The following is a 22,003-nucleotide window of genomic DNA, read 5'->3' as shown; positions in this document are numbered from 1 at the left end:
TGCTCACCCCAACCCCCGCACCCATCCGCCCCGGATATAAGTTGCCATAAGTCAAGAACGCTAGACCAAGGAGGTAAAGGATGAAGACGATTACCATATATGATATCGCTAAGGAGGCCCAGGTGTCCGTAGCCACAGTCTCCCGTGTCCTCAACAATACAGCTCCGGTCAAGGAGAGCACCCGGGAGATCATCATGGCTGTGATTGAGAAGCACCAGTTTCAGCCGAACGCGCTGGCCCGCAGTCTGCTCAAGAAGGAGACCGGCACGATTGCCATGATTTTGCCTGACATCACCAACCCCTTTTTCCCGGAGGTCTTCTGGGGAGCCGAGAATGTAGCCAGAGAGAAGCGCTATACCTTCTTTCTCTGTGATACGGCTGGTGAGCATAGCCGTGAGTCGGAGTACCTCAGCATTCTGCGGGAGAAAAGAGTGGACGGGATTATTTTCCTGGGCGGCAGAATTAACCTGGATCATTGTCCGCCGGCGTTATCGCAGGAAGTCGTGGAGCTGTCGAAGCATGTACCGATTGTGCTGGTCAACGGTAATCTGCCCCGGAGCGGCCTGCACCGCATTTATACCGATGAAGAGGAAGGGGCTGCACTGGCCACCCAGCATCTGCTGGACCTGGGGCACCGGAGAATCGGGTTCCTCGGGGGAATGGAGGAGACCTCCACAACCCAAGTGAAGCTGAAGTCTGTGAGGATGAAGCTGAAAGAGTATGGGCTTACGCTGCGCAAGGATTGGGTCATGTTCCACGACTTCTCAATCGAGGGCGGGCGTGCGCTGATGGACCGGATGCTGGAGCAGGAGGACCGGCCGACAGCGGTGCTGTGTGTGAATGATTTTACAGCCATCGGGGCGTTGAAGTCTGCCACCCAGCATGGGCTGAAGATACCGGAGGATCTGTCGATCGTCGGGTTCGACAATTCGCCCTTGTCCAGAGCGGTAATTCCGGAGCTGACCACGGTATCACAGAACACCAACCAGCTGGGGGAGCTGTCTGTAGAGATGCTTCATGAGCTGATCAGCGGCAGAAATCCCAGGAAACGTACGGTGCTCCAGCCAAAGCTGGTGGTACGCGACAGCACGGGACGCCCGAAAAATCCCGCGAAGTAGCTCACGTAATAGCACGCATAGTAGCCTAACGGAAGCCGCTTGCCAGACAAGCCTGCCGCGCGCGCATTCAAGTATGCTCATCCAGGAGCGGTCAAGAACTTTCCAGGCGTAGGTGGAGTGCGTCAGCACGAGGGGGCCTGTATTCTGGAAAGTTTTTGGATTGAAGCATGAAATTTGTGTAAAGTAGGATTGACCAGAGGATAACCAGAAGTTATAATGAAATGGATTTCATGAAACCCATTTCATTATTTTTTATATTTTGAGTAAGCGGTTACTCTGGCGGTACATATGGGACAATATGAGTTTGTAAATTTACTGGTAATTTGAAAAGTATAAGAAAATCGCAGCCGTAACCTACCAGTCACTCACTCTGTATCCAAGCTCATTTAATTTCGAGGTTTTCTTTTCATCATCTCAAGGCTTATCTTAAGGGCTTATATGCTGGCATACGCCACTATATAAATATGACATCGTGAAGGGAGCGGGGGACGGACGCAGACAGGCTTGAATCAGTTCAATCTTGAATTGGCTTAACATCACTGAAATTAGGGGAGCGTGGCGAACAGTGAAACAGTTGAAGAAGAAAAGCTCGGCTTGGCTCATGCTGCTGACAGCCGTAGTTACACTTGTAACCGGTTGCAGCGGCGGGAATAATGCGGCTGCACCGGCAACACCGGCGGCGGAGGCGACTCAGGCTCCGGCAGCCAGTGAAACGCCGGCAGCGGCAACGGAAGCGCCCGCGGCAACGCCGGCTGCCAATCTGAACGGGCGGGAGATCCGCATTTCCCACTGGTGGGATGCCACTCCTGTCGGGGATTCAGAGGCAGATGAGCTTGCCCGCGAGCGGATCAAAGCGGTGGAAGAGAAATACAACGTCAAGATTAAATACCTGAATACAGAGTATTGGTCCACCGCTGAGAAGCTGTCCTCTTCCGTTATGGCAAGCGATCCGTTTGCCGAGATTGTCCGGCTGCCGGACGGGTTCATCTGGGGCCTGATGCATGGCGGCTTCCTTACACCGCTGGATGATTATCTGAAGGATTCACTCATCGATCAGAGCGTGATTGACTCCATGCGCTTCGGCGGCGACAAGGTCTATGGCCTGGAGAGCTGGTACAGCCCGAACGACAGCGGCGTGTTCTACAACAAGCGTATTTTCAAGGAAGCAGGCCTGAAGGACCCGCAGCAGCTGATGGATGAGGATAACTGGAACTGGAATACGATGCTTGATGCGGCGAAGAAGCTGACGATAGACAAGAACGGGGACGGGAAGATGGACCAGTACGGTCTGGCCGGAGCCCATTATGTGATCTCAGAGCTGCTGATCGCCAGCAACGGCGGTAAAATCTACGACGAAGCTACCCAGAAGGCGGTCTTTGACTCACCGGCATCGATGGAAGCGCTTAATTTCCTTCATAAGCTCTACACCCAGGATAAGGTGTTCAAGCCTAACGAGGGCAATGACTGGGAAGACCCGGCTAAGTATTTCGGAGAAGGAACGGTGGCTATGTATCCGGGCGGTCTCTGGGAAATCGAAGGGCGTATTCTCGGCAAGATGAAGGATGAATGGGGATATGTCTATATTCCAAAAGGCCCGCAGGCCGATAAGTACTACGATCCGCTGGGCCAGACAGCAGCCTATGCCATTCCCAAAGGTGTCAAGGATGCGGATACCATCGTGAAGATCTGGGAGGATCTGCAGCCGTTCGACAGCTGGCAGGAGAACCGCAGATTGTCGATGGAGAATATTTTGCCGGATGAAGCCTCTATCGCCAATGCAATGAATGATGAAGGTAAGGTAGAGCGGGTCTTCGGCGGACGTTACGGCGGTCTTGGCGTCAAGGATCAGCTGGATAAGGTGACTGAGAAATTCCTGAAGGGCGAGATTACACCGTCTACAGGGGTGGCCCAAGTCATTGGAACGGCGCAGGCCGCAGCCAAGAAGGTACTGAGCGGTGAGCAGGATAAAGAGAAGAAATAGGGAACAGTACAGCTTATAACAAGGGTAATACCTGCTTTCTTGCTTAATACCTGCTTGTCCTTTGCAATACCTGCTGTGTTAGTCCGCAGAATCGGCAGCCGCCCTTATAGGGCGGCGTAGCCGTGTGCACCTGTATCACTCTTAATATGCAAGTCTGCTAGAGGAGGGAACCCGAGTGAGAATATCATTATCCCGGCGGATGATGAACCGGACACTTGTAACCGTCATGCTGATCTCCATGATGGCGCTGCCTGCGGCAAGTGCAGAGCTGCCTGCTGCCCAGGCACAAGGTGTGACGGGGAACGGGCAGGAGATGCGGCAGCCGCCTGAGGGCAGCTATGAGCATTATCTGCAGCAATACGAGGGCGAGGAGCAGCCCCGTGAAGAAATTATGCTGAAGGGAGCCGATTATACCGGGGCCGAGGGGATGAGCCCGGAGGTGCTGACGGAGCTTGGCGGGGAGACGGGAAGATACGTCAGAACAGAGGAGAGCGGCTCGGTGGAGTGGCAGCTGGATGTACCGAAGTCCGGGCTGTACCACATCTCTGTCCGGTATTATCCGGTGAAGGGCAAAAGCTCGGCGATTGAACGTGAGCTGCTGATCGACGGCAAGCTGCCGTTCACCAGCGCACGCAATCTGTCCTTCGGGCGGATCTGGGTCAATGAGAACCTGGAGATCCAGCAGGATAACCGGGACAATGATCTCCGGCCGCGCCAGATTGAGGCCCCGGCCTGGCAGGAGACCCTGCTGAGAGATACGGAAGGCTACTATGAGGAGCCTTACCAATTCTATCTGTCGGCCGGAAGGCACACCTTGACGATGGTGTCCAGCAGAGAGCCGATGGTCATCGACTATATTAAGCTGCACAGCTACGATGCACCCGCTGCCTATGCAGAGGTGAAGCAGAGCTACGAGGCTAAGGGGTATAAATCCACCAGCGGCCACACGGTGAAGGTGCAGGGGGAAGCGGCGGTCTACAAATCCTCCCCGACCTTGTATCCGGTCACAGACCGCTCCAGCCCTTCGACAGAGCCGTACGATGTCTCCAAGATCAGAATGAACACGATTGGCGGCAACAACTGGCGGGTACCGGGCCAATGGATCGCCTGGGAGGTGGAAGCGCCGGAGGACGGCCTGTACAACATCACCATCAAAGGCCGGCAGGAGCTGCTAAGAGGGATATATTCCACACGCTCTATGCGGATTGACGGAGAGGTCCCGTTCCGGGAAATGCTGCAGATTCCGTTCTACTATGATTCGGATTGGCAGATGAACCGGCTGGGGACCGATGAAGAGCCCTATTTATTCTATTTAAGCAAAGGGAAACACGAATTGCACCTGGAGGTCAGCCTCGGAGCCATTGCACCGCTCTTGCGCCAGGTGGAGGCCAGTGTGCTGGACATGAATGCGATGTACCGGAAAATCCTGATGATTACAGGCAATGTGCCAGATCCGTACCGCGATTACAGGCTGGAGGAGCAAATCCCGGATATGACGGCGGTCTTCCGTGAGCAGAGCCAGATTCTATATGGCGTATCGGAAGAGCTGGTCCGGCTTACAGGGGAAAAGAGTGATAAAACCGCAACCTTGAATAAAACTGCCTATCAGCTGGCGGACATGGCCGACAAGCCGGAAACGGTGCAGAAGCGGCTGTCGCAGTTCAAAATCAATGTCGGCAGCGTAGGCTCCTGGATTCTGGAGGTACGGGAGCAGCCGCTGGAGATTGATTATCTGCTGCTGTCTTCGCCGGATGTGAAGCTGCCGAAGGCCAATTCTTCCGTATTCCGGAAGATCGGGCATGAGGTGTCGTCCTTCACCCATTCGTTCTTCGAGGATTACAACACCATTGGCAATACCACGGAGAACGGCGAGACCATTGATGTGTGGATCGGAACCGGCCGCGACCAGGCGCAGGTGCTGAAGGCAATGATTGATGATACATTTACTCCCCTCACCGGCATAGGCGTCAATCTGAAGCTGGTGAGTCCGAATGTGCTGCTGCGTGCTTCGCTGGCCGGAGAAGGCCCGGATGTGGCAATGCAGGTCGGCAATGATATGCCGGTGAACTTCGGAATGCGTAAAGCGGCAGAGGATCTGTCGAAGTATCCCGGCTATGAGGAAGTGGTGAAGCAGTTCAGAGACAGTGCGCTCGTACCGTACCGGTTCGAGAATCAGGTCTTTGCCCTGCCCGAGCAGCAAATATTCAACATGCTGTTCTACCGGAAGGATATTCTGCAGGAGCTGAATCTTGAGCCGCCGCAGACCTGGGATGAGGTATACGCAATGATTCCGGTGCTGCAGAAGCACCGGATGGATATGGCGCTGCCGCTCGCGCAGACGACAGGCGTGCCGGTGCTGGAGGTCAACCGCGCTTATGCTATGCTGCTCTATCAGATGGGCGGGTCCTTTTATCTGAATAACGGAGCGAAGAGCGGACTCGATACAGAGACCGGGCTGGCTGCCTTCAAGAACTGGACCAATTTCTATACCAGCTACAAGCTGCCGCTGATCTTCGACTTCCCGATGCGGTTCCGCACCGGCGAGATGCCGGTCGGCATTCAGGACTATACCTTCTATAACTATCTGACAGTCTCTGCGCCGGAGATTAAGGGGCTATGGGAATTCATTCCGGTTCCGGGGACGAAGCAGCCGGACGGCAGTATCCGCAGGGATGTGGCCAGCGGGGGCACTGCCGCCCTGATGCTGAGGCAGGCCAAGAACAAGGATGCCGCCTGGGAATTCATGAAGTGGTGGGTAGACAAGGATTCGCAGGTCCGCTTCGGACGGGAGATGGAGGGCCTCATGGGCGCGGCTGCGCGGTATCCGACTGCTAACATTGAAGCGCTTAAGGAGCTGCCGTGGCCGACAAGCGATTACCGCCATCTGGAGGAGCAGTGGGAATGGGTGCAGGGTGTGCCTGAGGTGCCGGGCGGTTACTTCACAGGCCGCCATCTGGACAATGCGCTGCGCGAGGTCATCAACAATGGAACGAACACCGCTGATGCCCTGTACGATTACGTGCAGGAGATTGACTATGAGATTGATCAGAAGAGAGCAGAGTTCGATTTGAAACGAAGGGAATAGGGAGGGACTCTTGTGCAGAAAGTGAAAAATACGGCCGAACCGTTGATTCAGCCCCGTCTGTCCCCTTCCGGGCTGCGTAATTACTGGGCATTGTTCGGCAAGGATGTGCGGCGGGATAAACACCTGTATATCCTGCTTGCTCCATATATGGTGCTGTTTCTGTTGTTTACCGTATTGCCGGTGGTGATTTCGATCATCTTCAGCTTCACGCACTTCAACATGCTGGAGATGCCGCGCTGGATCGGCTGGGAGAATTATTCCAAGCTGCTCTGGAACGATGATGTGTTCCTGATCGGGGTCAAGAACACGCTGATTTTCTCAGTGGTCACCGGACCGGTCAGCTATATCGCCTGTTTCCTGTTTGCCTGGCTGATTAATGAGCTGAATCCCAAGCTGCGGGCGTTTATGACCTTGATCTTTTTTGCGCCTTCGATCTCGGGGAATGTATTCTTCATCTGGCAGATTATCTTCTCCAGTGACTCCTACGGGATCATCAACGGTTTCCTGATGCAGCTTGGTGTAATTTATGAGCCGATCCAATGGCTGCAGGACCCGAGGTATATGCTGGGGATCATCATGCTGGTACAGCTCTGGCTAAGTCTGGGGACCAGCTTCCTGGCCTTCATCGCCGGATTGCAGACTGTTGACAAGACACTGTATGAGGCAGGGGCTGTGGACGGTGTCAAAAACCGCTGGCAGGAGCTGTGGTTCATTACGCTCCCTTCCATGCGCCCGCAGCTGATGTTCGGCGCGGTCATTCAGATCACTGCGTCGCTGGCGGTTGCCGATGTGGCTATGGCGCTGGCAGGCTTCCCGAGTGTGCAGTACGGGGCGCATACGATTGTAACCCATCTGGTGGACTACGGAACAATCCGCTTCGAGATGGGCTATGCCTCGGCGATTGCCACCGTGCTGTTCGTAATGATGCTGGGCAGCAATCTGATTGTCCAAAAGCTGCTGAAGAGGGTGGGTGAATAAGCGGGATGAAGCTGGCGATACGTCTGAACAAAAAAGTAAACCGTTCCTGCCAGGTCGACGCCCTGCTGTTCCTGGCCCTGGCCGGATTCGGATCATTCATGGCGATTCCGTTAATTTATGTCATTAACAATGCGTTCAAGCCGCTGGATGAGCTGTTTATTTTCCCGCCTACGCTGTTTGTACGCAATGCAACGCTTGAGAACTTCGCCAATTTGTTTCAGGTGATGAAGAATTCCTGGGTGCCGTTCTCCAGATATATATTTAACACCGTATTCATTACCGCCGCCGGTACAGCCGGGCATATCCTGCTGGCCTCGGCGGCGGCTTACCCGCTGGCAAAGCATAAATTCCGCGGCTCTAAGGTGCTGTTCACCGTGGTTGTCCTGTCGTTGATGTTCTCGCCGCATGTCACCGCGATACCGAACTATATGATTATGTCCGCTCTGGGCTGGATGGACACCTACCAGGCGGTTATCGTTCCTGCCTTTGCCTATCCGCTGGGACTCTATCTAATGAAGCAGTTCATGGAGCAGATCCCGGATGCGCTGCTGGAGGCGGCGAAGATTGACGGGGCCAGTGAATACCGCATCTTCTGGCAGGTCGTCATGCCGCTGGTGAAGCCGGCCTGGCTGACGCTCCTCATCCTGATGATGCAGATGCTATGGGGCACGGACGGCGGCAGCTTCATTTACAGCGAGCAGCTCAAGACGCTGCATTACGCGATGGGCCAGATTATTCAGGGCGGGATCGCCCGTGCAGGAGTCGGGGCCGCGGTAGCGGTGATTATGATGACGGTGCCGATTGTGACGTTCATTCTGTCACAGAGCAATGTGATTCAGACGATGGCTTCGTCCGGCATGAAGGACTGAAGCGATGGAGGCGTTAGGGTTGAGAATAAAGTCATCGATACTGGTGCTTGTATCCGTGCTGCTGCTTGTGAGCCTGTGTCCAAGGCCGGCCGGGGCTGCGCCGTATGAAGGATATACCTACTCCTACTGGGGCGGGGCGGTTCAGTCGCCGATTGCCTATCTTCCTTCGAGGGCCATCAGCGGGCTGGAGGCAGGGACGGGAGCCTGGAACGCTCCGGGAGACCTGTTCGTTTCGGCGGAGGGGCTGCTCTACGTGCTCGATTCCGGGAACGGGCGGATTGTGGTGCTGGATAAGGAGTGGAACACACTCCGTGTTATCGAAGGCTTCCAGAACGGGGAGAAGAAGGACAGCTTCAACAACCCGGAAGGACTCTTCGTTACGGAGGCCGGCCGGATCTACGTGGCGGACACGGAGAATAGGCGGCTGGTCGAGCTGGACGGCACAGGGACCTTCGTGCGGGAGATCGGGGCGCCGAAGGCGGATGTGATCGGAGCGAATTTTGAGTATTTTCCGCGGAAGGTGATTGTTGATAAGGCAGGCCGCATTTATGTGGTTGGCAGAGGGGTCTATGAAGGGCTGATCGAGTTCGACAGCGACGGGCAGTTCACGGGCTTCATGGGCACGAACAAGGTGCAGTTTGATCCGGTGGATCTGTTCTGGAAGTCGGTATCGACCAAGGAGCAGCGCGAGAAGATGGTGCAGTTCATTCCGCTGGAATTCAATAATACCGATGTCGATGAGGATGGCTTCATCTATACCACCACAGTGGATAAGAAGACCTTCTCTCCGGTAAAAAGACTGAATCCATCCGGCATCGATGTCCTGCGGGTCAGCAAGGAGATTCCGCCCATCGGCGATCTGAGCCGGGACCGCTCCGCCTTCATTGATATTGATGTGACCGGAAACGGGGTCTACCGGGCACTGGACGCTACGCGCGGGCGGGTGTTCACCTACAATGAGGACGGCAAGCTGCTGTATGTCATAGGTCAACTCGGTAGCCAGCTCGGCACCTTCAAGAACCCGGCGGCGGTGGAGAGCTATGGGAATGCGCTCTATGTGCTGGACCGTGATCTGGGGAGAATTACCGAGTTCACAGTGACTCAGTTCGGCAGCATGGTCAATGAAGCCAACGCCCTGTACAGCTCAGGGAAGCATGATGAAGCCGCGAAGCTGTGGCGGGAGGTGCTGAAGCTGGATGCCAACTATGAGATGGCGTATGTCGGGATCGGCAAATCGCTGCTCCGCCAAGGCGAATATAAGCAGGCTATGACCTATCTGAAGCTGGGCAATGACCGCGAATATTATTCCAAAGCGCTGGGGAAATACCGCAGGGAGTATATGCGCGATCACTTCAGCATCTATATGACCGGAATAATAGCCGTGCTGCTGGGCGGCTACGTAATCATCCGCCTGGTGAAGCGGCCGAGAAAGGAAGGGAGGGTTCAGGATGCCGTTTCTTAAGGACATTAAATATTCACTGCATGTAGCAGTGCACCCCTTCGACGGATTCTGGGATCTGAAATACGAGAATAAGGGCAAGCTGCGCATGGCACTGGGCATTCTTATGGCCCTTACCCTGACCATGATTGTGAAGCGCCAATACGTAGGCTATGTGGTCAATTATAATCACCCGCTTGCATTGAACAGCATCAATGAGCTGAAGTATATTATTTTCCCGTTCCTGCTCTGGTGCCTGGCGAACTGGTCCCTGACGACACTGATGGACGGGGAAGGGAAGTTCTCGGAGATCGTCATTACGACCGGGTACGCCCTGCTTCCGCTGATTCTGATCAACATTCCCAATATCCTGCTCAGCAACGTGATCACGCTGCGGGAGGCTTCCTTCTATCATCTGCTGGATGCTCTGGCTACGCTGTGGTTCGTGTGGCTCTTGTTCATCGGAACCATGACGGTTCATCAGTACACGGTGCTCAAAACGATTACAACCATGCTGCTGACGCTGGCCGTGGTAGGCATCATCATCTTCCTGGGCCTGCTGTTCTTCAATCTGATCCAGCAAATTGTCAGTTTTGTCTACACCGTCTACCAGGAGCTTTCACTTCGCGGATAAGAAAGGAGGAGCCAGGCTTTGAAGAAGAAGCTAACCATCATTGCAATTGTGCTTATGCTCAGCGGCGCAGCCGTCCTGCCGTACGCGGACTTGGCGGAATCCGCACCTGAAGCAGAAGCGGCGGTACAGTCTGAAGTGCAGAGCGGGCAGGATACCCGCACCCCGGAAGCGCCGGGGCTATCCGCAGATCTGAAGCAGGCCCTGGACAATGAGTATTTGACCCTGTATCTGAATCAGACGACCACGGAGATTGTCGTTAAGGATAAGAAGAGCGGAGCGATCTGGTATTCTAACCCGCAGGACCGTGAACAGGACGCTGTTGCCACCGGCTATAACAAATCCAAGCTGAATGTGCAGGTAGAGCTGACCTACTATGACAGCAAGGGTAATCTCATGAACTACGATAACTACACCCACAGTGTGCAGAGTGGCCAGTTCACCATCGAGGAATCGAAGGACAGCCTGAACATCGTGTACACGCTGGGGGAGGTCAAGAGCAATATCGACGGCATTCCCAAATACATCAGTGAAGAACGCTTCCGTACCCTCATCATCGGCCGCCTTGAGAAGGACAGTGACAAGAAGGAGATTGAGAAGCGGTTCAGGTACGATGAATTGAATAAGCGGTATGAACGGAGAGATACCTCCTTCAAGGGAGTGGGGCTGAAGAAGGTAACCACCCTGTTCGGGCAGATCGGCTATGATGAGGCGCAAATCGCCATTGATAAAGCGGCCTACGGTGAAGAGGATGACGGAGCCGCCCTGGTGACGCTTCCCCTGGAATACCGTTTGGACGGGAAGCAGCTGAAGGTAAGCATCCCGGGCGGTAAGGTCCGTTATCCGGATAATATGCATATTCAGAGTTTGTCGCTGCTTCCGTTTTTTGGGGCGAGCGGTACAAAGGATGAAGGCTACAGCCTGGTGCCGGACGGCTCCGGGTCACTGATACACTTCAATAATAACAAGCTCTATGCTACCCCTTACCGCAGCGCGATGTACGGGCCGGATGCTGCGCTGACCCAGCTGGGGCAAGTGCAGAAGGAGGAGACCGCGCGGCTGCCTGTATTCGGCATGAAGTATGAGGACCGGGGCTTCCTGGCGGTGATCGAGAGCGGGGATGCGATTGCTGCCGTGGAGGCAGATGTCAGTGGACGGCTGAATCAGTATAACAATGTCTTCTCCAGCTATACGCTGGGCAGTCTGGAGGAAGTGACACTGACCAACGGCTGGCGCTCCAGTACAGTGAAGCAATTTCAGGCGGGGATCTACCCCGGTGATATCACTGTAGCGTACAGCTTCCTTGATCAGGAGGAAGCCAGCTATTCAGGCATGGCCGCACATTACCGGGAGTACCTAATCGAACATACCGGGATGGCAAGGCTGGACGGGACAGAGAACGTTCCCTTCTACCTGGAATTGATCGGAGGCATTCCGAAGAAGAAATTCTTCCTGGGCATTCCTTACAGCGCTTATGAGCCGCTTACCTCCTTCAAGGAGGCCAAGGCTATTCTGGAGCAGATGCAGGATAAGGGAATCGGGGATATTCAACTGCGGTATACCGGATGGTTCAACGGCGGCATTAATCATAATTACCCGAAGGGCGTATCTGTGGACAGCAAGCTTGGCGGGACCAAGGGGCTTAAGGAGCTGCAGGCCTACGCACAGGATAAGGGGATTACACTGTATCCCGATGCTTCGTTCCTGCAGACCTTCCCGGAAGCCAAGGGACTCCGCAAGTCACAGGCCTCCCGGCTGATTACGGGTAAGCTGGCGCATACGTATCCCTTCGACTTCTCCATGCTGAAGCTGGATGTGCAGGAGCCCTCCGGTTATGTCGTCAGCCCCCGGGTATTGCCGGGTGTGGTAGACGGCTTCCTCGGAGACTATGCAGAGCTTGGAGTAGACGGCTTGTCCCTGCGGGATCTCGGCAGCGGGCTGAATTCCGATTTCAATGCGGAGGAGCTGGTTGACCGCCAGCAGGCCGAGGGAATCGTCAAGGAGCAGCTGGAGCGGATGAAGAGCTCTGTGCCCCGCCTGATGGTGGAAGGCGGCAATGCGTACGCGGCTCCCTTCGCCCGTCATATAGTGGCTGCACCCATGCAGAGCAGCGGGTTCAATATTACGGATGAGAGCATCCCCTTCTTCCAGATGGTATACCACGGTTATCTGCAATATGCCGGAACCGCCTGGAATATGGCTGACGATCAGGATGCGTCGCTCAGTCTGCTGAAGGCGCTGGAGACCGGGAGCGCACCATATTATACCTGGTTCTATGCTGATCCTTCCGCGATTAAGATGACAGGCTTTGGCAGCCTCTACTCGGCGGATTACCGCAGCTGGATTGACCAGGCAGCCGGGCAGTACCAGGCGTTGAGCCGTGTGATGAAGAATATCCAGTCCCAGACGATCAAAGAGCATAAGAAGCTGGCGGAAGGTGTCTATCAGACGACTTATGAAGCAGGCACCACGATTATAGTGAATTATAACCGTGCGCCGGTGAGTGTGGGCGGAGTCACCATAGACGGACGCAATTACCGGGTAGGAGGTGAGCCGCAATAATGAAGCTTAAGAAGCTGTCCCTGGAGCAAAAAAACAGATATTACGGCCTGTACTTCATTCTTCCCTGGTTCGCGGGCTTCTGCTTCCTGTTCCTGACGCCGCTGCTCTCTTCCCTGCGGTTCAGCCTCAGTAACCTGCAGGTCAATGATGAGGGCTTCACGCTGAAGTATATCGGACTCGCGAACTTCCGGGAGGCGCTGTTCTCGCATGAATCCTATGTCCGGACATTAACGGAATCCGTGCTGAATATCGTGCTGAACACCCCGCTTATTCTGATTTTCAGCCTGTTTTTCGCCGTGCTGCTCAATCAGAAGTTCCATGGCAGAGTGCTGGCCCGGGCGATTTTCTTCCTGCCGGTCATTCTGGCCTCAGGCATTATAGCCAGCATTGAGAACGGAGACCTGATGCAGTCTGTTGTGCGCAGCGCCAGTGATTCCACGGGCGGAGGTCTGTCGGTGATCAAGAATCTGGAGCTGACCACGCTGCTGATCGAATCCGGTCTGAGCCCCACTGTGGTGCAGTATCTGACTGGAGCGGTAAGCCGGATCTATGAGATTGTCAGCCAATCGGGCGTGCAGATCCTGATCTTTTTGGCGGGGCTGCAATCGATTTCCCCTTCCCTGTATGAGGCGGCGAAGATTGAAGGCTCCACAGGCTATGAGGCGTTCTGGAAAATTACGTTTCCGATGATCGGCCCGCTGATCCTGACCAATCTGGTCTACACCATCATCGACAGCTTCATCAGTGACCAGACCAGCCGCATGGTGGTGGATACAGCGTTCAAGAGCTTCAATTTCGGGCTGAGTGCAGCCATGTCCTGGATGTATTTTGCCATCATTGCACTGCTGTTGTGGATCACGACGGCGCTGATCTCACGTAAAGTCTTTTATCAAGACTAGCGGTTAGGAAGGAGAGCATTCATGAAGACAGAGACCGCAGCAATGCCGCACCGATCCAGGAAAGAGCAGCTGCACAGGCTGGCCTCGGCCGCCTATTGGGTGGAATTTTCGAAAAAATGGTTGTGGGTAATCGCCCGCTTTGTGCTGGTCTTCGGTATCTCGTTCGTTATCCTGTACCCGATCCTGCTGAAGCTGTCGATTGCGTTCAAGAGTATGGACGATTTGTATGATTCCACCGTGATCTGGGTCCCGCAGGCCTTCACGCTGGAGAACTTCAGGCTGGTCTTCAAGGCGATGAACTACCCTGCAGTTCTGCGGAACACCATGCTGTTGTCCTCAGCAGTCATGGTGCTTCAGACCATCATCTGTGTGCTGGCCGGTTACGGCTTTGCCCGGATTAAGTTCAGGGGGAGCGGGCTGCTGTTCGCGGCAGTAATCTTTACGATTCTTGTCCCGTCCCAGACGATCATGATCCCGCTCTACCTGCATTTCAAGAACTTTGACCTGTTCGGCCTGATTGAGCTGTTCACGGGGAAGCCGGCGAACCTGATCAATACGTATTGGCCGTTTATTATTTCTTCGATGCTCGGAATGGGCGTCAAGACTGGGCTGTATGTCTATATTTTCCGCCAGTTCTTCAAGGGCATTCCACGGGAGATTGAGGAAGCGGCTTATGTGGACGGAGCAGGCTATTTCACCACCTTCGCGCGGGTGATTCTGCCCAATGCCATTCCGTCGATGGTAACGGTGATGCTGTTCTCCTTCGTGTGGCAGTGGAATGATTCCTTCTTCACCAATATGTATCTGAACGAACCGAAGGTCATGTCATCGATGATGTCTTCGGCGGGCTACGGCATTGCTACCTACATGACCGGCGGCGGCCAGGCGGCGAATTCCCTCGTTCAGGACCCGTTCTTCATGTCCATGATGATGAATACGAGTGTGCTGATGGCGATTCTGCCGCTGATTATCCTCTATGTATTCGTTCAGCGGCATTTTGTAGAGAGTGTGGAGCGTTCCGGTCTGGTTGGTTAGGAGGAGGATAGGAGCATGAAGCGGCTGGCAGTTACGGCGGTTATCGGTATTGTTCTAGTGTGTGTTATTGTTGTAATTCTGTTCAGTAATAGAAAAGAGGAGGAAATCCCTGTGCAGCACCAGAAACCGCCGGATGCGGCAGTGTCGATAGACGGTAATCTCCGCTATCAGACTATCGATAACTTCGGCGCGTCCGACGCCTGGTCCATGGACCCCCTGGGGAAGGAGTGGACCGAAGAGAATAAGAACAAGGTGGCAGATTTGCTGTTCTCACGCAGCAGAGGGATCGGGCTGTCGGCCTGGCGCTTCAATATAGGCGCAGGCTCGGCGGAGACCGATGAGGCCATCATTCCAGATCCGTGGCGGAGAACGGAAGCCTTCAAAATGACGGAGGAAGGGCCGTACGACTGGAGCAGGCAGGCAGGCCAGCAGTGGTTCCTGCGGGCGGCCAGGGAACGCGGAGTCGAATCCCTGATTGCCTTCGTCAACAGCCCGCCGGTCTGGATGACCAGGAATGGTCATGCCCAGCCTGATCCGGAGGTAGGGTCCAGTAATTTGAAGGAAGGCTCTGAAGCTGCCTTCGCCTCCTTCCTGATTGATGTGCTGGAGCATTTCAAGCAGGAAGGGCTGGAGTTCGATTATATAAGCCCCGTTAACGAGCCGACCTGGGACTGGAATCATGCGCAGCAGGAAGCCAGCCGGTACAACAATGACGACCTGAAGCGGGTGATTCTGGAGCTGCACACCCAGCTCCGCGCAAGCGTCCTGGAAGCGCAGATCAGTGCCCCGGACGGGGTAGAGATTACCTCTCTGCTGGATGATGAGCACTACCGGGAATTCACTGGCAGCGGTGTCTATTCCAGCGGGGCTAACAGCCTGGGGCTGGGGAAATACCGTGAATATATTAAGGACCTGCTAGGTGATCCTGTGCTGAAGGAAGCGGTAGGCAATAAGATCGCCTCGCATTCCTACTGGTCCGATTACAGCCATTCCGGCGATGACCGCCTGGTTAAGCTGAGACAACTGCTGGCCGGTAATCTAAAGCAATATGATCCTGAGGCCAAGTACTGGGTTACCGAATACTGCATTATGGGCGATTATGGCCCGGGGCGGGATCTGGGAATGGAGCCGGCGCTACAGGTGGCGCGCACCATCCACTTTGATCTGACCGAGGCGGGTGCAGCCGCATGGCAGTGGTGGACCGCAGTATCCAAGGTGGATTACAAGGACGGCTTGCTGTACACCGATTACACTCAGCCTGGAGACGGGCAGAATATCCTGACCTCGAAGATTCTGTGGTCGCTCGGCAATTACAGTAAGTTCATCCGCCCCGGAGCGGTGCGGATTGCACTCTCCGGTCTGAGCCAGGATGCCGGAAACGAGCTGCTTGGCTCGGCTTACGTGCACGAGAAGGAGCAGAGCATGACGGCGGTGCTGGTGAATGACAGCCTGGAGGAGAAGCGGGTGCAGCTCACCTTGAGCGGACTGGGACTGAAGGCATCTGCCTTGCGTTCCTATGTAACCAATGCGCAGCTGGATCTGGCGCGTGGCGAGGATGTGGCCGCTGATGTAGCTGCTGATGGGTCAGCAGCTGGGGAGCAGGTATTCCAGGCCGTTATCCCGGCCAAGTCGGTGGTGACCCTGGTGGCAGGCGGGCCGGAATTAGAGGAGGAGGCAGGCGGGCCGGGTGAGTTGACCGGAACCCAGGTTACCGGAACTCAGGCTGCGCAGGAAGCTCCGGCTGCGGGAGATTATGCAGGCTATCTGTTCAGCTATTTCACCGGCGAAGGGACCGGGGATGGCGAGCAGGTATACTTCGCCCTCAGCGAAGGCAATGACCCGCTGCATTGGAAGGAGCTGAATGGCGGGAAGCCCGTGCTTACCTCCAGCTTGGGCGACAAGGGAGTCAGGGACCCGTTCATCATCCGTTCACCTGAAGGCGGCCGGTTCTATCTCATCGCCACCGATCTGAAGATCAACGGCAATTGGGATTGGGGCAGAGCCCAGTCACAGGGCAGCCGGGCGGTTATCGTGTGGGAATCGGATAATCTGGTGGACTGGTCGGAGCCTTGGGAAGCCCGGGTATCACCTGAGGAAGCGGGGAATACCTGGGCACCTGAGGTGATCTATGACCAGGAGAGCGGGGAATACATCGTATTCTGGGCCTCGCTGATGTACGCTGATTCCACTCACACCGGGGACGCCTACCAGACAATTATGTACAGCAAGACACGCGATTTCCGCGCGTTCTCAGAGCCGCAGGTCTATATGGACTACGGGTATTCGATCATTGATACCACTATGGCTGCGTATAACGGGAAGATCTACAGATTCACTAAGGATGAGCGCGAGCAAGGCCCGGAATCCCCTTTTGGCAAAATGGTGTTCCAGGAGTCCCTGGATTCGGTATTTGCCCCAGCGGTGAAGCTGCTGAGCGGGAGTGTCGGCGGACTGAAGGGCATTGAAGGGCCAACCCTGTTCAAATCCAATACGGAGGAGAAGTGGTATCTGTTTGTGGATGAATTCGGAGGCAGAGGGTACATCCCGCTGGAGACGGTAGATCTGGATTCCGGCAACTGGACGGTATCCTCTAATTATAAGCTGCCGGCCAGCCCCCGCCATGGAACGGTAATTCCGGTCACCCGGCGTGAATACGACGCCCTGAACGCCAAGTTCATGCAATGATCTCAGGTCTGGCTTAGCGTGGCAAGTGGAAACGGCATTGCCGTCTTTTAAAGGACGGTACCGTTTCAGCGAGAAATAGAAGGATAATTTAGCATGTGCAACATCTAAATTCTTATATTTTATACAAAAACAGGTTCACCCCGGCCATTACGGCAGAGGTGAACCTGTTTGCTTAGAGCATCATGCTGAAGGCTGATGCTTATTTCGCGCTTTCGTAACGCTTGCCGACTTCTTCCCAGTTCACTACGTTCCAGAACGCCTTGATGTAGTCAGGACGTTTGTTCTGGTAGTTCAGGTAGTAGGCATGCTCCCATACATCGAGGCCGAGGATTGGAGTTGCGCCTTCGCTAATCGGGTTGTCCTGGTTCGGTGTGCTGGTTACAGCAAGCTTGCCGTCCTTCACAACGAGCCAAGCCCAGCCGCTGCCGAAGCGTGTAGTAGCCGCAGTAGCGAAGTCTTCCTTGAATTTATCGAAGCCGCCCAGCTCGCTGTCAATGGCAGCAGCCAATGCGCCAGTCGGTGCGCCGCCGCCGTTCGGTCCAATCACTTCCCAGAACAGGGTGTGGTTGGCATGTCCACCGCCGTTGTTGCGGACCGCTGTGCGGATCGCTTCAGGTACAGCGTTCAGGTCGGTCAGAAGCTCATCGATGCTTTTGTTTTGCAGTTCGGGTGCCTTTTCCAGTGCGGCGTTCAGGTTCGTCACATAAGTGTTATGGTGCCTGTCATGATGAATCTCCATCGTCAAAGCGTCGATGTGTGGTTCAAGTGCGTTGTTCGGGTACGGAAGTGCCGGTAATTGAAAAGCCATGGAAAAATCCCTCCTGATTATATGTTGGTTTTGGTATATATCCGTTGAGATACTATTATTAAAACGCATCTGGAACAATAATGCAACATTAAACAAACGAAAATGTTTGAAAAGTATTTTCCCGCCGCCAGCTCACAGAAAGTGTTAAGGCTGTGTTAAACTGATGAGGCTCCCTGACTGGGACCTTTTGACTACTATAATCTCCTAATAGATGTTAAATATGAAACTATATTGAATGTAAACGCTTCATATCAAGCGCTTTCAAAAGAAAAATGATGATAACGCGAGAAAAGTGTGCTTTAATAGAGACAAAAGCAGGTATTCCTCGGTTTTTGATGCTTTTTTCCACTTTATACTGTTATGGAAACTCCTTCTTTTTGTAAAATCATAAGCCATAGAAAAGGGAGACTTTTAAGTATGCACGTTCGTTCCTTTCAATTAAGCGATGTAACTCCAGTGACTGAATTGCTGCAGACCGCATTATCGGAAGAATGTTTCGAGAGCACGATCGAGCCTTTCTCCAGGCAATTGTCATGGGATTCTGATCTCATTGTAGTTGCTGAGGATGAAGGAGAAATCATCGGTGCGCTGATTGGTACGATTGAGAAGAATCACGGCTGTTATTTCCGCATTGCCGTCCATCCGGATTACCGCCGCAGAGGAGTCGGCAAGAGTCTTGTAACGGCTATGGAGAGCAGATTTCAGGCGCGGAAGGTCAGCGGCATTTATGTTGCCGTCGATGAACACAATTCTTTTGCAATGCCTCTCTATGAAGCCATGGGTTATGACGAGAACCACATCTTCAAATCCGTGCGCAAGCTGAGCATTGTCGGGTAACTGTTGCTGAACCGCTGCTGTAAGCGGAATCAAAGGTCAGAGTAGAGAACTGTTGCAGGGCGGATACTTTTGAATATGGGTATTCCTGCATAGTCTGTTTCATTATACTAAAGCATATCTTCCCTATGTCCATTGCAAATGGGCGGGAGATATGCTTTTCTATTGTTAAGGAACGGATAACCCAATCGAAGCAAGTAGGTGGCCTATGAACCGGGAGCTTGAAGAAGATTTCATGCGGAGCCGCAGACAAAGATACAGATCAGTAACGCATAGCAAGTCCAGACAGAAGTCCGGAAGAACGTGGATTAAGGATATGCGGGAGTGGATCATTACGGCGGGGATTGTGTTCGCAGTGATGTCGCTGCTTAATATCTATGTGTTCAATGTGTCTACTGTAATCGGCCAATCCATGCAGCCCACCCTATATCAGGGAGAGAAGCTGATTATTAATAAAATCGCCCTCAGCTTCGGGAATCCGGGCCGCGGGGAGGTTGTTGTCCTTCATGATCCCAGTACGGGACCCAGCCGCAAGGAATATCTGGTCAAGCGGGTAATCGGCATTCCCGGCGATATCATCGAAGTGCGGAACCAGCAGCTCTACCTCAACGGCAAACTGCTGGATGAGCCTTATATTGATACGTCTATAGAAGATCCCGATTTCAGCAGCCTGACGGTGCAGGCGGGAACCTACTTCGTTATGGGGGACAACCGGCATGCCGGGGCCAGCAAGGACAGCCGTTATTTTGGCGCTGTCGCAGGGGAGAGTATCGTGGGTAAGGTGTCCCTGATCTGGTGGCCTTTCTCTAAGATGAAGGCCCTGTAGCGTTACCTTATTCATTCTATAAAGGAGAGGCGGATATGTACCTCAACATCCAGAAAGGCTATGCTCCGCCTCCTTCCAAATGGGAGGAACTTAAGGCTGAGATTAAGGCGGCTGCAGCTGAGCTCGGTATTGATGATATCGGGTTCACCACTGCGGAGCCGTTTTTATATTTGAAGAACATTCTCCAGGAGCACCGGGACAACGGATATGAATCCGGGTTCGAGGAGCCTGATCTGGACAAGCGGACGGTTCCGGCCCTGCAGTCCGGGGAGCAGCCGCTCTCTATCATTGCTATTGCGGTGGCCTATCCCTCCAAAATGGAGGACCCGCCCAAGTCCGAGCCGGGTGCGCGCAGAGGTATTCTGGCTCGCGCCTCCTGGGGCCAGGATTACCATCATGTGCTCCGTGAAGCGCTGGCGAAGCTGGAGAGCTTCATCCGTGAGCGTGTCCCGGGTGCTGTGCTGGAGAGCATGGTGGATACCGGGGCGCTTGTAGACCGGGCTGTGGCAGAACGGGCGGGGATCGGCTTCAGCGGCAAGAACTGCTCGATCATCTCTCCCAAGTGGGGATCATGGATCTATCTGGGGGAGATGGTGACGAATCTTCCGCTTCCCCCGGACCAGCCTGTGCAGGAAGGCTGCGGTGACTGCACCAAATGCATCGACGCCTGTCCTACCGGCGCGCTGGTCGGACCGGGCCAGCTCAATGCCCAGGCCTGTATCTCCTTCCTGACCCAGACGAAGGGCTTCCTGAGCGATCACTATATGACCAAGATCGGCAACCGGCTGTATGGCTGTGATACCTGCCAGATTGTCTGTCCGCATAACCGCGGCAAGAACTGGAATCACCGTCCGCAGCTTCTGCCTGACCCTGAGGTGGTGAAGCCGCTGCTGATGCCGATTCTGGACCTCAGCAACCGGGAGTTCAAGGAGAAGTTCGGCAGCAGCTCGGCGGCCTGGCGCGGCAAGAAGCCGATCCAGCGCAACGCAGTCATTGCGCTGGGCAATTTCAAGGAGGCCTCGGCGGTGCCGAAGCTGACAGAGCTTCTGCTTACGGAGCCCCGGCCGGAAATGCGCGGAACCTCGGCCTGGGCACTCAGCCGCATCGGCGGCGAAGCAGCGCTTGCGGCTGTTGAGCAGGCGCTGGAGAGCGAAGAGCACAGTACGGTGCGCGACATGCTGGAGCGGGCCGCAGGCAAGCTGCGTGAGCAGGGAGCAGCGGACAGTGAATGAACTGTCCTGGCAGCGGGATTTGCCAATTGCTGTCCAGTTGTTGAAATGCTATGATAGATTCGCGTGCCTGAACAGGGTTATCGCCAGACATTAGAGTACAAAGGTGGATTACAGATGAATATTGCATTGCCTATTATTACGCTTGTGGTAGGTCTGATCGGCGGTTTCTTCATCGGTGTGTATTATCTGCGCAGACAGATGACAACGATGCAGAATGATCCTGAAATGCTGCAGAAGGTTGCCAAGCAAATGGGGTATAACCTGAACGGGAAGCAAATGCAGCGTGCCCAGCAGATGATGAAGAACGGTAACCCGCCGGGGCGTCCCGCTGCGGGCAAAGGAAATTCCCGCAAGAAGTAATGTAATAATGAGGATCGTAGAAAATAGATAAGAGTCAGCTGCAGGTGCGGAAGGGGGGAGCTTTCATGGGGGGCATCAAGGAGTACAAGAACGGGAAGGTTACTGCAAACCGGGAGCAGATTGAGTATCATGTAGAGAAGATTCTGGAATTAATCGGTGAGGATACCAGCCGCGAAGGCCTGCTCGAAACACCGGCCAGAGTGACCCGGATGTATGAAGAGATCTTCGGCGGTTATTCCGTTGATCCGCGCGAAGCGCTGGGCGTAACCTTCGACGAGTCTCATGAAGAGCTGGTCATTGTGAAGGATATTGTCTACTATAGCCAATGTGAGCATCACATGGCTCCATTCTTCGGCAAGGTGCATATCGGCTATGTGCCAAGCGGCCGCATTGCCGGGCTCAGCAAGCTGGCCCGGCTCGTAGAAGCGGTAAGCCGCCGGTTACAGGTGCAGGAGCGCATCACGGCCCAGATCGCCGATATCATGACCGAGGTGCTGAATCCGCACGGTGTCATGGTTGTAGTCGAAGGGGAGCATCTGTGCATGTGTGCCCGGGGCGTGAAGAAACCAGGCAGTAAGACGGTTACAATGGCCACCCGCGGCTCGTTCCGCGAGGACGCTGCGGCAAGGGCTGAATTCCTGGCCCTGATCAAGGAATAGGAA

At 54.5% G+C, this 22,003-nt stretch carries 16 protein-coding genes and 1 pseudogene; 16 read left to right on the top strand and 1 reads right to left on the bottom strand.

What is annotated here, in order from left to right; genetic code table 11:
• Nucleotides 1-80: 80 nt before the first annotated feature.
• The 11 genes from MKX63_RS01400 (at nucleotide 81) to MKX63_RS01350 (ending at nucleotide 17,281) form a co-directional block, all read left to right on the top strand.
• Nucleotides 81-1,118: a LacI family DNA-binding transcriptional regulator gene (locus tag MKX63_RS01400; RefSeq protein ID WP_341014774.1), complete on the top strand. Its 1,038-nt coding sequence runs from the start codon at nucleotides 81-83 to the stop codon at nucleotides 1,116-1,118.
• Nucleotides 1,119-1,683: 565 nt separating this feature from the next.
• Complete coding sequence (locus MKX63_RS01395; protein WP_341014773.1) at nucleotides 1,684-3,099, top strand: extracellular solute-binding protein; 1,416 nt, start codon at nucleotides 1,684-1,686, stop codon at nucleotides 3,097-3,099.
• 175 nt (nucleotides 3,100-3,274) lie between these two features.
• The gene (locus tag MKX63_RS01390) at nucleotides 3,275-6,184 is read left to right on the top strand and encodes an extracellular solute-binding protein (protein ID WP_341014772.1); all 2,910 of its coding nucleotides are present in this window, start codon (nucleotides 3,275-3,277) and stop codon (nucleotides 6,182-6,184) included.
• A 72-nt stretch (nucleotides 6,185-6,256) separates the two neighbouring features.
• Nucleotides 6,257-7,162, top strand: coding sequence for a carbohydrate ABC transporter permease (locus tag MKX63_RS01385; RefSeq protein ID WP_445321864.1), 906 nt, complete (start codon nucleotides 6,257-6,259; stop codon nucleotides 7,160-7,162).
• A gap of 5 nt (nucleotides 7,163-7,167) precedes the next feature.
• Nucleotides 7,168-8,031 (top strand): carbohydrate ABC transporter permease, encoded by an 864-nt coding sequence (locus MKX63_RS01380; RefSeq protein ID WP_341014769.1) that lies wholly within the window; start codon nucleotides 7,168-7,170, stop codon nucleotides 8,029-8,031.
• 19 nt (nucleotides 8,032-8,050) lie between these two features.
• A complete protein-coding gene (locus tag MKX63_RS01375) occupies nucleotides 8,051-9,493 on the top strand; it encodes a tetratricopeptide repeat protein (RefSeq protein ID WP_341014767.1) in 1,443 nt (480 codons plus the stop codon).
• On the top strand, nucleotides 9,480-10,103 hold the full coding sequence (locus tag MKX63_RS01370; protein ID WP_341014766.1) for a Yip1 family protein: 624 nt from the start codon (nucleotides 9,480-9,482) through the stop codon (nucleotides 10,101-10,103). The genes MKX63_RS01375 and MKX63_RS01370 overlap by 14 nt, the downstream gene beginning before the upstream one ends.
• Before the next feature lie 18 nt (nucleotides 10,104-10,121).
• Nucleotides 10,122-12,662 (top strand): DUF5696 domain-containing protein, encoded by a 2,541-nt coding sequence (locus MKX63_RS01365; protein WP_341014764.1) that lies wholly within the window; start codon nucleotides 10,122-10,124, stop codon nucleotides 12,660-12,662.
• Nucleotides 12,662-13,561 carry a carbohydrate ABC transporter permease gene (locus MKX63_RS01360; RefSeq protein WP_341014763.1) on the top strand — a complete coding sequence of 300 codons (900 nt, stop codon included), beginning with the start codon at nucleotides 12,662-12,664 and terminating at the stop codon, nucleotides 13,559-13,561. Before MKX63_RS01365 ends, MKX63_RS01360 begins: the two co-directional genes overlap by 1 nt.
• A 21-nt stretch (nucleotides 13,562-13,582) precedes the next feature.
• Nucleotides 13,583-14,596: a carbohydrate ABC transporter permease gene (locus MKX63_RS01355; RefSeq protein ID WP_341014761.1), complete on the top strand. Its 1,014-nt coding sequence runs from the start codon at nucleotides 13,583-13,585 to the stop codon at nucleotides 14,594-14,596.
• Between the two features lie 15 nt (nucleotides 14,597-14,611).
• Nucleotides 14,612-17,281, top strand: a complete 2,670-nt coding sequence (locus MKX63_RS01350; protein WP_341014759.1) for a glycoside hydrolase — start codon at nucleotides 14,612-14,614, stop codon at nucleotides 17,279-17,281.
• Nucleotides 17,282-17,480: 199 nt separating this feature from the next.
• Here the strand turns inward: MKX63_RS01350 and MKX63_RS01345 are convergent, their stop codons facing one another.
• On the bottom strand, nucleotides 17,481-18,089 hold the full coding sequence (locus MKX63_RS01345) for a superoxide dismutase (RefSeq protein WP_341014758.1): 609 nt from the start codon (nucleotides 18,087-18,089) through the stop codon (nucleotides 17,481-17,483).
• Between the two features lie 417 nt (nucleotides 18,090-18,506).
• Here MKX63_RS01345 and MKX63_RS01340 point away from each other — a divergent pair, with 417 nt between their 5' ends.
• From MKX63_RS01340 to folE, 5 genes and pseudogenes are all read left to right on the top strand, one after another.
• A complete protein-coding gene (locus tag MKX63_RS01340; protein ID WP_036723776.1) occupies nucleotides 18,507-18,926 on the top strand; it encodes a GNAT family N-acetyltransferase in 420 nt (139 codons plus the stop codon).
• 205 nt (nucleotides 18,927-19,131) lie between these two features.
• A complete protein-coding gene (gene lepB, locus MKX63_RS01335) occupies nucleotides 19,132-19,749 on the top strand; it encodes a signal peptidase I (RefSeq protein ID WP_341014757.1) in 618 nt (205 codons plus the stop codon).
• A gap of 35 nt (nucleotides 19,750-19,784) precedes the next feature.
• Nucleotides 19,785-20,978, top strand: a pseudogene (gene queG / locus MKX63_RS01330) (tRNA epoxyqueuosine(34) reductase QueG); the annotation flags it as partial.
• Between the two features lie 117 nt (nucleotides 20,979-21,095).
• Nucleotides 21,096-21,341: a YneF family protein gene (locus MKX63_RS01325; RefSeq protein ID WP_076161298.1), complete on the top strand. Its 246-nt coding sequence runs from the start codon at nucleotides 21,096-21,098 to the stop codon at nucleotides 21,339-21,341.
• A gap of 65 nt (nucleotides 21,342-21,406) precedes the next feature.
• Complete coding sequence (gene folE / locus MKX63_RS01320; protein ID WP_341014755.1) at nucleotides 21,407-22,000, top strand: GTP cyclohydrolase I FolE; 594 nt, start codon at nucleotides 21,407-21,409, stop codon at nucleotides 21,998-22,000.
• Nucleotides 22,001-22,003: the final 3 nt, after the last annotated feature.

The organism is Paenibacillus sp. FSL R7-0179 (assembly GCF_038002265.1).
In the GTDB taxonomy this organism is placed as follows: Bacteria; Bacillota; Bacilli; order Paenibacillales; family Paenibacillaceae; genus Paenibacillus_AQ.
This window is presented reverse-complemented; position numbering and strand designations above follow the sequence as displayed.